Annotated in this window: 9 protein-coding genes; 5 read left to right on the forward strand and 4 right to left on the reverse strand. The window is 71.5% G+C overall.

Going from position 1 to position 11,728, the window contains the following annotated elements; translation table 11 throughout:
- Positions 1-56: 56 nt before the first annotated feature.
- From ACFQ8C_RS26655 to ACFQ8C_RS26665, 3 genes are read right to left on the reverse strand one after another with little or no spacing between them, the layout of a single operon-like run.
- A complete protein-coding gene (locus ACFQ8C_RS26655) occupies positions 57-1,055 on the reverse strand; it encodes an NAD-dependent epimerase/dehydratase family protein (RefSeq protein ID WP_383462033.1) in 999 nt (332 codons plus the stop codon).
- 18 nt (positions 1,056-1,073) lie between these two features.
- Positions 1,074-2,393: an activator-dependent family glycosyltransferase gene (locus ACFQ8C_RS26660; protein ID WP_383462035.1), complete on the reverse strand. Its 1,320-nt coding sequence runs from the start codon at positions 2,391-2,393 to the stop codon at positions 1,074-1,076.
- A 58-nt stretch (positions 2,394-2,451) separates the two neighbouring features.
- The gene (locus tag ACFQ8C_RS26665) at positions 2,452-3,669 is read right to left on the reverse strand and encodes an FAD-dependent oxidoreductase (protein ID WP_383462037.1); all 1,218 of its coding nucleotides are present in this window, start codon (positions 3,667-3,669) and stop codon (positions 2,452-2,454) included.
- A 288-nt stretch (positions 3,670-3,957) separates the two neighbouring features.
- Here ACFQ8C_RS26665 and ACFQ8C_RS26670 point away from each other — a divergent pair, with 288 nt between their 5' ends.
- A complete protein-coding gene (locus tag ACFQ8C_RS26670) occupies positions 3,958-5,286 on the forward strand; it encodes a P450-derived glycosyltransferase activator (protein ID WP_383462039.1) in 1,329 nt (442 codons plus the stop codon).
- A gap of 64 nt (positions 5,287-5,350) precedes the next feature.
- Here ACFQ8C_RS26670 and rfbA read toward each other — a convergent pair whose 3' ends face one another.
- A complete protein-coding gene (gene rfbA, locus ACFQ8C_RS26675) occupies positions 5,351-6,226 on the reverse strand; it encodes a glucose-1-phosphate thymidylyltransferase RfbA (protein WP_383462041.1) in 876 nt (291 codons plus the stop codon).
- A 249-nt stretch (positions 6,227-6,475) separates the two neighbouring features.
- Here rfbA and ACFQ8C_RS26680 point away from each other — a divergent pair, with 249 nt between their 5' ends.
- From ACFQ8C_RS26680 to ACFQ8C_RS26695, 4 genes are all read left to right on the forward strand, one after another.
- The gene (locus ACFQ8C_RS26680) at positions 6,476-7,585 is read left to right on the forward strand and encodes a DegT/DnrJ/EryC1/StrS family aminotransferase (RefSeq protein WP_383462042.1); all 1,110 of its coding nucleotides are present in this window, start codon (positions 6,476-6,478) and stop codon (positions 7,583-7,585) included.
- A gap of 104 nt (positions 7,586-7,689) precedes the next feature.
- Positions 7,690-8,907: a methyltransferase domain-containing protein gene (locus ACFQ8C_RS26685; RefSeq protein WP_383462044.1), complete on the forward strand. Its 1,218-nt coding sequence runs from the start codon at positions 7,690-7,692 to the stop codon at positions 8,905-8,907.
- Positions 8,908-8,962: 55 nt separating this feature from the next.
- A complete protein-coding gene (locus tag ACFQ8C_RS26690; protein ID WP_383462046.1) occupies positions 8,963-10,459 on the forward strand; it encodes an NDP-hexose 2,3-dehydratase family protein in 1,497 nt (498 codons plus the stop codon).
- 32 nt (positions 10,460-10,491) lie between these two features.
- Positions 10,492-11,688: a class I SAM-dependent methyltransferase gene (locus ACFQ8C_RS26695; protein ID WP_383462048.1), complete on the forward strand. Its 1,197-nt coding sequence runs from the start codon at positions 10,492-10,494 to the stop codon at positions 11,686-11,688.
- Positions 11,689-11,728 lie beyond the last annotated feature (40 nt).

Here is an 11,728-nt window from a genome sequence, read left to right on the forward strand (position 1 = left end):
GGCGCGGCGGGGAGCGCCGGTACGGGACGTCGGTACGGGGCGCGGTACGGGACGGGCTACCGGGCTTCGGAGGCGGGCGTCCGGTGGGCCAGGTACCAGTCCGCGGTCCGTCGTAGGCCTTCGCGCAGGGTCAGCGGCTGGAAGTCGATGATTCCGTGGAGCCTGCCGAGGTCGAGGGTGCGGCTCTGGCGTCCGCCGGACTTGCTCCGGTCGAAGGTGATCTGCTCCGGCCGGCCGAGCGCCTCGCAGACCATCCGGGCGAGCTGGAGGACGGAGACGGTCTCGGGGGTGCCGACGTTCATGATCTGGTGCTTGTTCCGCTCGACCATGCGCAGCACGGAGCGGACGAGGTCGGTGACGTACATGTAGGTGCGCGTCTGGCTGCCGTCGCCCCAGATCTCGATGGAGCGGCCGGACATCACCTTGCCGAACATGGTGGGCACGACGCGGTCGGTGTCCGCCTCGAAGTTGTCGCGGGGGCCGTACACGCTGGTGAGGCGGGGCAGGAAGATGTTCATGCCGTGTTCCGTGCGGTAGGCCTCGGCGAGGATCTCGGCGTAGTTCTTCGAGAGGTAGTAGCCGTCGGGGTCGTACCGCATGAGGGTGGTGAAGTCCTCCTCCTCCCGCGTGGGCTGGTCGGTGGGCGAGAGGTAGATGTCGCTGGAGCTGAGGAGGACGATCTCGCCCACGCCGTACCTGCGGGTGGTCTCCAGGATGTTGGAGACGGAGCGGACGTTGGCGTCGAGGATCGTGGCGGAGTGGTCGCGGCGGAACTCCTGGCTGCCGGAGACGACCGCGCAGTGCACGAAGGCGTCGACGCCGTCGGGTGCCTGCTCGAAGACCCGGCGCAGGGCGTGTTCGTCGCGCAGGTCCATCCGGACGGTGCGCAGCCGGTCGGTCCGCGGGAGCTGGGGCAGGACGCCCCGGTTGTCGCGGCGGTAGAGGCAGACGACGTGGGCGCCGAGGCCCAGGAGTTCCTCGGTGAAGTGCGAGCCGATGAATCCGCTGCCTCCGGTGACGACCACCGTCTTCCCGGCCCAGTGTGAGGCTGTCATGTGCTTCCCTTCTCGGCTTCAGGCGCGGTGGGCCGCGGTGAGTCGCTCCAGTTCGGCCACGAGGTCGTGGGGCGAGGGGGCGGCGAGCATCTCGTCTCTGACGCGGGCGGCGTTGTCGCGGTACGCCGGGTCGCCGACGAGCTTGGCGACTCCGTCGCGGAACGAGCCGGCGTCGAGGCGGCTCTTGAGGGCGTCGCCGGACAGTTCCTCGTGGTCGAGGAGCAGTCCGGCGCCCCTGGCCTCCAGGTGTCGGCCGAAGTCGACCTCGTCCCAGTAGCGGCCGGGGGCGATGATCTGGGGCACGCCGTGGACGAGGGCGTTGCCCAGGGTGCCGAAGCCGCCGTGGTGGATGACGGCGGAGCAGCTGGGCAGCAGGTCGTTGAGGGGGACGAAGTCCAGTGCCTTCACGTTGGGCGGGAGTCGGTGCCCGCCGCCGAGCTGGTCGGCGTTGAGGGTGGCGATGACCTCGATGTCGAGTTCGCCGAGGGCGTCGAGCAGGTCGGTCACGGAGAAGGCGTCGCCGCCGAGCACCTCGCGGGCGGTCATGCCGAGGGAGAGGCAGACGCGGGGCCTGGCGGGCCGTTCGTGGGTCCAGTCCGGGACGCTGGTGGGGCCGTTGTAGGGGACGTACCGCACCGGGAGGGTGGGCAGGTCGAGGGGGAAGCGCATCCAGGACGGGGTGGGGTCGATGGTCCACTGGCCGGTCATCATCTCGGTGGTGAGTTCCGGGCCGGTGGCGCAGCCGAAGCGGGTGAGGCGTCCGGTGACCCAGTCGCCGACGGGGTCGTCGCGGCGCTCGGGGGGCAGGCCGTCGCGCAGCCGGACGTAGTCGCCGTACATGCGGCCGATGTAGTCGAGGCCGAAGAGCATGCGGGCGTGGGCGGCGCCGCAGGCGCGGGCGGCGACGGGCCCGGCGAAGGTCATGGCGTCCCAGATCACGAGGTCGGGGCGCCAGTCGCGGGCGTGGTCGACGAGGTCGTCGAGCATGGCGCGGCCGCCGGTGGCGTGTTCGTAGTGGGTGGAGCAGGCGACGGTGAAGGTGCCGAGGACGTAGTCCCAGGTGAGCTTGGAGGGGCGGGTCTCGGTGACGCCCGCGTTGAGGTCGCGCCAGGAGGTGTCGCTGGTGACGTGGCCGCCGTCGGCGGGGGTCTCGCGGCCCTCCAGGCCGTCCTCGTCGCCGACGGCCACGGCGGGCAGTCCGGTGCGGCCGATCGCCTCGGCGAGCTGCGGTTGGCTGGCGACGCGGACGTCGTGGCCGGCGGCGCGGAGGGCCCATGCGATCGGCACCATGTTGTAGAAGTGTGTCTTCGCCGCGTACACGGTGAACAGGACTCGCATGGGCTCCCCTCGGCTCGGTGGCGGCGCGGACGCTTCGGACGGTGTGGTGCGGTGGAGGTCAGGCGGCGTTCGGGGTGCTCCGGCCGACGGGGGTGTCCCAGTCGATGCGGTGCTCGTACAGCCACTTCATCTCCTCGTGCGCCTTCTGCGAGCCGCGCTCGCTGTAGGCGATGCGGGCGAAGACGTCGCGGCCCATGCGCATGAGGGTGCCGCCGGTCTCCAGGGCCCGGCCGCACTGCTTGCCGAAGGAGACGACGCGCTCGACGCGCTCGCGGCGCAGTTCCTCGTACCGCTGGAGGGCCGCGGGGATGTCGGGGATGTCGCGCAGGCACTTGCCGAGGGTGACGGAGTCCTCGATGGCCATGGAGACGCCCTGGCCGGCCGAGGGGGACACGGCGTGGCAGGCGTCGCCGATGACGACCATGCGGCCGTTGTGCCACTTGGGCAGGTGGGGGATGTCCTGGATGGGGCGCGGCGGCCAGATGGCGTCCGTGGCCTTGATGATCTCCACGGCGGGGCTGTTGTCGACGGAGAAGGCCTCGACGAGCTGGGTGCGCCAGTCCTCGGGGCTGATCGCCTCCAGTTCGGCGGCGGTGGGCTGCCGGGGGCGGGTGAGGGTGGCGTACCACCAGATGCGGCCGTCGGGGTCCTGGATGTTGCAGAAGAAGCCGCGCTTGCCGAGGTACATGAACTCGGTGCCGGTCTCGCGGGGGGCCTCGACGCCGGTGCAGTAGCCGCCGGTGGTCCAGAGCCGGCCGTAGCGGAAGTCGATGCCGGCCGGGTCGATGATCTTGCGGGTGGTGGAGTGGAGTCCGTCGGCGCCGACGAGGACGTCCGCGGTGACCTCGTCGCCGTCGGAGAAGCGGGCGACGACGCCGTCCGGGGTGACCTCCGCGTCGACCATGCGCTTGCCGAAGTGGACCGGGATGTCCCGGGCGATGGCCTCGTCGCGGAGGGTGGTGTAGAGGTCGGACCGGGTGATGGCGCGGGCCACGGTGCCGTCCGCCAGGGGGGACCCGTTGAGGACCTGGGCGAGTTCCTTGCCGCTGCCGAGGTGGAAGCGGTACCGGGGGATGTCGAAGCCGTTCGCCAGGTGGGGCACGCCCAGGGCGAGCAGGGCGCTGTATCCGTTGACGGCCAGCACGAGGTTCTGGCCGATGCCGTCCGCGCCGCGGTCGTACGCTTCGTAGACGACGGGTTCGAGTCCTGCCCGCTGGAGCGCGATCGCGCTCGCCGGGCCCGCCACTCCGCCACCGACAATCAGTGCTCTGGTCATTGCTGCGTTCTTCCTCATCGTCCCGCCGGATAGAGGCTGCGCTGACCTGGCGGGACCGGTGCAGATTTCATGCGGAATCCAGGCACGCTGCGCCAGGTATTGACCTCACACTCACATGGGGTCCGGGGTAGGTCAGCCCCTATCCCCCCCTTTCCGCCGGGGGCGTCCGGGGGGTGGGGCGGGGCTGCGGGGCAGGGGTGGCCCGGGGGCCCGGCCTCGGGCTATGAACGGGTGGGGAGCGCGCGGGTCACCCGCGCGGGGCCCGTGAGGGAAGGGACTTGGCCGGGCATGACGAAGCATCAGATCGATCCGCGGCTCTTCGACGACAGCGACCTGTCGCGGCATCTGCTGGCCGCGCGGGGCACGCAGTGGATGCGGGGCAACCGGGGCGACCCGTACGCGCTGATCCTGCGGGACCAGGGCATCGAGCCCAGGGTGCTCGACGTGCTGTACGAGGGGATGCGCGGTCTTCCCCCGCTGCGGCAGAGCGAGTCGGACGTGTGGGTGACGGCCGGTCACGAGGCGGGGCTCGCGGTGCTGCGCGACGAGCGCCTGGCACCGGGCGAGGTGGTACGGGCCGGCGGCCGGGCGCGGCGCCGGAAGGTGTTCGGCATCGACTCGGGCGCGTCGCTCAAGCATGTGCTGTCCGTGGACGACGGGCTGTTCGGGCGGGACCGGGCGGCCTGCGGGCGGCTTCGGGACCTGGCCGCCCCGGTGCTCGGCGAGCAGGCCCTGGCGGGGCGGTTCGACGCGGCCCGCGGGCTGTTCGACGCCGGACTGGCGGGTGTCGGGGGCCGGTTCGACCTGATGGCGGACGTGGTGCGCGGGGCGACCGCGGCGTTCCTGGCGGAGCTGCTCGGGGTGGAGGGGGAGGCACGGGCGCGGTTCGCGGAGCTGGCGGCGGGCAGCGGGGGCGCGCCGGACGCGCTGCTGTGCCCGCCGACGCTGGCGATGGCGCGGGGCCTGGTGGAGTCGTACGACGGGCTGCGGGAGCTGCTCGACGGGCTGGTGGACCGGGGCGGCGCGGCGGACGGCGGCGACGTGGTGGGCGGGCTCCTCGCGGCGGCCGGGCCGGACGGCGCGGCGCGGGAGGACGTGCTCGCGGTGCTGCTGCTGACGGTCTGCGTGGGCGCGGAGCTCGCCGCGAACCTGGTCTGCGAGGGCGTACGGGCGCTGTGGGACCACCCCGACCAGTGGGAGCTGCTGCACGAGGAGCCCGGGCTCGTGGCGGGGGCGGTCGAGGAGCTGCTGCGGTTCGTGCCGCCGGTGCGGCTGATCAGCCGGATCGCCACGGCGGACACCGAGGTGGCGGGTCAGCCGGTGGAGCGGGGGCACCAGGTGGTGGTGCTGGTGGACGCGGCCAACCGCGATCCGGAGGTGTTCGCGGAGCCGGAGCGGCTGCGGGTCGGCCGCCGGCAGGCGGCGCGGCATCTGTCGCTGGCGGAGGGGACGTACGCGGAGGTGGTGGCGCCGGTGGTGCGGCTGCTGGCCCGGGCGGCGCTGACCTCGCTGACGGCGGGGGCGTGGCGGGGGCTGCGGCCGGCCGGGGAGCCGGTGCACCGCATGCGGTCGCCCGTGGTCCGGGGTGTCGCGCGGTTCCCGGTCGCGGTGGGCTGAGGGCGGCGCGGCGGTGGCCGTTCCCCGGTGACCGTTCCCCGCGCGGGGAACGGTCACCGGGTGGTCAGGCGGCGAACTCGGCCGCGATGTCCTGGACGTACTGGCCGTAGCCGGAGGCGCCAAGGGCGACGCCCAGGCGGTGGCACTGGTCGGGGGTGATGAAGCCCTTGCGGAGGGCGACCTCCTCCAGGCAGGCGATGCGCACGCCCTGTCGTTCCTCCAGGGTCCGCACGTACAGGGAGGCCTGGAGGAGCGATTCGGGGGTGCCGGTGTCCAGCCAGGCGAAGCCCCGTCTGAGGTCGACCATGCGGGCCTTGCCGCGGCGCATGTACTCGCGGTTGACGTCGGTGATCTCCAGCTCTCCGCGTGCCGAGGGCCGGACGTTCTTGGCGATGTCGATGACGTCGTTGTCGTAGAAGTACAGGCCGGTGACGGCCCGGTTGGAGCGGGGGCTGCGGGGTTTCTCCTCCAGGGAGACCAGCCGGCCCTCGGCGTCGACCTCGCCGATGCCGTACCGCTCGGGGTCCTTGACCTTGTAGCCGAAGAGGACGCAGCCGTCGACGTCGCGGGCGCACTCCTCCAGGAGGTCCTGGAAGCGGGGGCCGTGGAAGATGTTGTCCCCGAGCACCAGGGCGGCCGGGTCGTCGCCGATGTGGTCGGCGCCGATGACGAACGCCTCGGCGAGGCCGCCCGGCTGTGCCTGTTCGGCGTATTCGATGCTGATTCCCAGCTGCGATCCGTCGCCGAGGAGGCGGCGGAACTGCGGCACGTCGACGGGTTTCGCGATGACCAGGATCTCGCGTATTCCGCTGAGCATGAGGACGGACAGCGGATAGTAGATCATCGGTTTCTCGGCGATGGGGAGAAGCTGTTTCGACACCGCGATCGTCGCGGGGGTGAGCCGGCTGCCGGTACCGCCCGCGAGAACGATTCCCTTCATGCGTTCTTTTCCCTTGGTAGCGGGCCCGGCCAACAACGCCAGGACCGAAGGCGAGTTGTCCTGGCGAAGCTACCCAGGGGTCCGTATCGATGGCAATGCGGGAATGCCCCCTCTGGGGGGAGCAACTCTTCGCTGGGGCAGCTAGGGGTTGCACCCCCATAGGGATAGGTATGGAATTCTGCCGACCTTGGATAATCGTGGATTCCTCTTGCCGCGAATCCTTCTGCGGAGCAGGGAGTGGGGACGGCCGTGACCACACGCGTGTGGGACTACCTGGCGGAGTACGAGAACGAGCGCGACGACATCCTCGACGCCGTCGACCGGGTGTTCCGCTCCGGGCAGCTCGTGCTGGGTGCCAGCGTCCGGGGTTTCGAGGACGAGTTCGCCGCCTACCACGGCGCCGCGCACGCGGTGGGCGTGGACAACGGCACGAACGCCGTGAAGCTCGGGCTCCAGGCGCTGGGCGTGGGCCCCGGCGACGAGGTGATCACCGTGTCGAACACGGCCGCGCCGACGGTGCTCGCGATCGACGGGGCGGGCGCCACGCCGGTCTTCGTCGACGTGCGCCGCGAGGACTACCTGATGGACACCGCCCAGGTGGAGGCCGCGATCACCGAGCGGACCCGGGCCATCGTCCCCGTGCACCTCTACGGGCAGTGCGTGGACATGGCGCCCCTGGAGGAGCTGGCCGCGCGGCACGGCCTGGAGCTCCTGGAGGACTGCGCGCAGGCGCACGGCGCCCGCCACCACGGCAGGATCGCGGGCAGCATGGGCCGGGCCGCCGCCTTCTCCTTCTACCCGACGAAGGTGCTCGGGGCGTACGGCGACGGCGGCGCCGTCGTCACCTCCGACGACGCCGTCGAGGCGGAGCTGCGCAAGCTGCGCTACTACGGCATGGCCGAGCGGTACTACGTCGTGCAGACCCCGGGCCACAACAGCCGGCTCGACGAGGTGCAGGCCGAGATCCTCCGCCGCAAGCTGGGCCGTCTCGACGCCTACGTCGCGGGCCGGCAGGCGGTGGCCAGGCGGTACGAGGAGGGGCTCGGCGACACCGGTCTCGTGCTGCCCTCGACCACGGCGGGCAACACCCACGTCTACTACGTGTACGTGGTGCGCCACCCGCGCCGCGACGAGATCATCGAGGCGCTCAAGGCGTACGGCATCGCGCTGAACATCAGCTATCCGTGGCCCGTGCACACGATGTCGGGATTCGAGCACCTCGGTTACCGGAAGGGTTCGCTTCCGGTGACCGAGGAGCTGGCCGGGGAGATCTTCTCGCTGCCGATGTACCCGTCCCTGCCGGTCGAAGTCCAGGACAAGGTGATCAGTGCCGTGCGCGAGGTGCTGGGGAACCTCTGACCCGCGCACCGGACCCCGACGCCCTCCCGGCGTCGGGGTCCTTCTCTTTTCTCCGCAGGTAATAGGGGTTGGCCCCCTACGGGGCCGCAACTAGTGTGCTCGGCATGCCAGAGTGCCGAATATGCGGTGGTGCCGTTCAGAGGTTCTTCGACTTCGGGCGCCAACCGGTATCCAACGCTTTCCCCACCCCTGAGGAACTCGACCGCGAGCACTTCTACCGACTCGCCGTCGGAGTCTGCGCCGCATGCACGATGGTGCAGCAGTTCGAGGAGGTGGCCAGGGAGCAGATGTTCCCCGGCGAGTACCCCTACCGCTCGTCGGGGTCGTCGGTGATGCGGGAGCACTTCGAGCGGACCGCCCGGCACTTCCTGGCGACCGAACTCGGCGGGGACGACCCGTTCTACGTCGAGGTCGGCTGCAACGACGGCATCATGCTGGGGACGGTCCGGGCGGCCGGTGTGCGGCACCTGGGCGTCGACCCGGCGGAGGCCGCCACCGGGGTCGCCGCGGCGGACGGCGCCCGGGTGAGGGTGGCGTTCTTCGAGGAGTCGACGGCCAGGGAGGTCCGCGCGGCCGAGGGGCCCGCCCGGCTGATCTTCTCCGCGAACACCATCAGCCACATCGCCTACATCGACTCGGTGTTCGCCGGTGCGCACGCGCTCCTGGAGGAGGGCGGGATCTTCGTCTTCGAGGACCGCTACCTGGGCGACATCGTCGAGCACGCCTCCTTCGACCAGATCTACGACGAGCACTTCTACCTCTTCTCCGTGCGGTCGGTGCACGCCATGGCCGAGCGGTTCGGCTTCGAGCTCGTGGACGTCGAGCACCTGTCGGTGCACGGCGGCGCGATGCGCTACACGACGGCACGGGCCGGGGAGCGCACGCCGACGGCCGCGGTCGCCGAGTGGCTGGAGCGCGAGCGGACGCGGGGGCTCGCCGAAGCGCCCGTGTACGAGCGGTTCGCGGCCCGGATCGAGAGCAACTGCCGTGAGCTGACCGCCCTGTTGACGAAGCTGAAGGCCGAGGGCCGGCGGGTGGTGGGGTACGGAGCGACGTCCAAGAGCGCCACCGTCGTCAACTACTGCGGCATCGGCCCCGACCTCGTCCCGTACGTCGTCGACTCGACGCCGCAGAAGCAGGGCCGGGTGACGCCCGGCTCCCACATCCCCGTCCGGCCGTCCGCCGACTTCGCCGCCGACTACCCGGAGTACGCCCTGCTCTTCGCGTGGAACCACGCCGAGGAGATCATGGCCAAGGAGCAGGAGTTCCGGGCCCGGGGCGGCAAGTGGATCCTCTACGTCCCCGACGTCCACGTCGTCTGAGTCACGGCCGCCGGCAGGACCGGGACACCGCCTCATCCCGCTAGGAGTCCGTCCCATGAACGACCTGTCCACCGCCGCGGTGCCGACCCTGGAGCAGGAGTGGTCGACCGCGGCGCGGATCGCGAGGTCCGCCGCCGCGACGGACAGCCGGTACGCCCCGAACGCCGGCTTCCACCGCTGGTTCGCCGACCGCAACGCGCACGCGCAGAACGACGTCCGCCCCATCCCGCTGGACGCGCTCGTCGGCTGGTCGGCCGACCCGTCGACGGGGAACCTCGCGCACGACAGCGGCAAGTTCTTCACGGTCGAGGGCCTGGACGTGCAGATCCCCGACAGCCCGGTGCCGCACTGGACGCAGCCCATCATCAACCAGCCCGAACTGGGCATCCTGGGCGTGCTCGCCAAGGAGTTCGGGGGCGTCCTGCACTTCCTGATGCAGGGCAAGGTGGAACCGGGCAACGTCAACGGCGTCCAGCTGTCGCCGACGGTCCAGGCGACCCGCAGCAACTACACCCGGGTCCACGCGGGCCGCTCCGTGCCGTACCTGGAGTACTTCCGGCAGGCCGAGCGGCACCGGATCCTCACCGACGTGCGCCAGTCGGAGCAGGGCTCCTGGTTCTACCGCAAGCGCAACCGCAACATGGTCGTCGAGGTCACCGAGGACGTCGAGGTGCTCGACGGCTTCCACTGGCTCACGCTCGGCCAGCTCCACGCGCTGCTGCGCGTCGACGACGTGGTGAACATGGACGCGCGGACGGTCCTCGCGTGTCTGCCCTTCTCGGGCGACGCGGGCCCGCTCGCGGCCCGCCCCACCGGTGACGACACCGGTGGGGACGACGGTGACGACGGCTTCCGGGCGGCGCTGCTGCGCTCCTGCGCGGGCGGCGCCGGCGAGGAGGGCTCCACCGACGGGGTGCTCCGGTGGCTCACCGGGGTGCGCAGCCGTTCCGAGGTGCTCACCTCGCGGATCCCGCTGAACGCGCTGGAGGGCTGGCACCGTACCGAGTACGCGGTCGCGCACGACACCGGCCGGTTCTTCGAGCTGATCGCCGTCGACGTGCGGGCCGGTTCGCGGGAGGTCCAGCGGTGGACCCAGCCGATGATCAGGCCGTGCGCGACGGGGATCGTGGCGTTCCTCGTGAAGCGGGTGGACGGGGTGCTGAAGGTGCTGGTGCACGCGCTCGTCGAGCCCGGGTACCTGGACGTGGCGGAGCTCTCGCCGACGGTCCAGTGCACCCCGGAGAACTTCGGGCACCTGCCGCCCGCCGCGCTGCCGCCGCTGCTCGACGTCGTCCGGGAGGCCGGCCCCGAGCGGATCCGGTTCGACGCGACGCTCTCCGAGGAGGGCGGGCGCTTCTTCCACGCGCGCAACCGGTACGTGATCGTGGAGGTCGGCTCCGAGGACCTCGCCGACTTCGACCATCCGGACTACCACTGGATGACGATGCACCAGCTGGCCGACCTCCTGCGCCACAGCCACTACGTCAACATCCAGGCGCGCAGCCTCGTGGCGTGTCTGCACAGCCTGTCGGGACGGCCGCCCGCCGCCTGACTCCACCACGACCCCCGGAGAAGACCGCCCTCATGTCGCACTGTCGGGTATGCAGCTCACCGCTCCAGGAGTTCTTCGACTTCGGAGAGCAACCGCTGTCCGCGGCCTTCACCGAGCCAGGTGACCGGCGCGAGCAGTTCCGTTTCCGGCTGGCGGTCGGGGCCTGTCCGGACTGTTCGATGGTCCAGCTGATGGAGGACGTCCCGCGGTCCCGCGCGGTGCACGAGGGCTATCCGTACCACTCGTCGCAGTCGCGGGTCATGCGGGCCCATTTCGAGGAGACCGCGCGCGGCTTCCTGGCGCGGGAGCTGACCGGCGACGACCCGTTCATGGTCGAGATCGGCTGCAACGACGGGGTGACGCTGGCGACGGTGGCCGGGGCCGGGGTGCGGCAGCTGGCCTTCGAGCCGTCGGGGCAGGGCGGCACCCGGGTGCACCGGGCGTTCTTCGACGCCGTGTCGGCGCGGGAGGTACGGGAGTCGGAAGGCCCCGCCGACGTGGTGTACGCCGCGAACACCGTCTGCGACGTCCCGGACGTCGCGGAGCTCTTCGCGGGCGCGGACGCGCTGCTCGCCCCGGACGGGGTGCTGGTCTTCGAGGACCCGTACTTCGGCGAGATCATCGAGCGGACCAGCTTCGACCAGATCTACGACGAGCACGTCTTCTTCTTCACCGCCCACTCGGTGCGCGCGATGGCCGAGCGGTTCGGTTTCGAGCTGGTGGGGGTGGAGCGGCTGCCGGTGCACGGCGGCCAGATCCGGTACACGCTGGCGCGCGCCGGGCGGCGCCGGCCCGCCGGGGCGGTCGCGGAGCTGCTCGCCGAGGAGGTGGCCTCGGGCCTGCTCGAAGCGGCGACGCGGGAGCGGTTCGCGGCCGCGGTGGGGGCGATCCGGGAGGATCTGCCGGCGCTGCTGCGGAAGCTGGCGGAGGAGGGCCACCGCGTCGTGGCGTACGGGGCGACGGCGAAGAGCTCGACGGTGACGAACTTCTGCGGCCTCGGCCCGGAGCTCGTGCCGTTCATCTGCGACTCGACGCCGGCCAAGCACGGGAAGCTGGCGCCGGGTTCGGGCATTCCGGTGCGGCCGTCGGCGGCGTTCTCCGATCCGTATCCGGAGTACGCCCTGTTGTTCGCGTGGAACCACGCCGAGGAGATCATGGCCAAGGAGGAGGAGTTCCGGGCCCGGGGCGGCAAGTGGATCCTCTACGTCCCCGAGGTGCGCGTCGTCTGAGTCGCGGGAACCCCGGAGGGGGCGGGTGCCGGTCCGGCAC

The organism is Streptomyces sp. NPDC056503 (assembly GCF_042794995.1).
Taxonomy (GTDB): Bacteria; Actinomycetota; Actinomycetes; order Streptomycetales; family Streptomycetaceae; genus Streptomyces.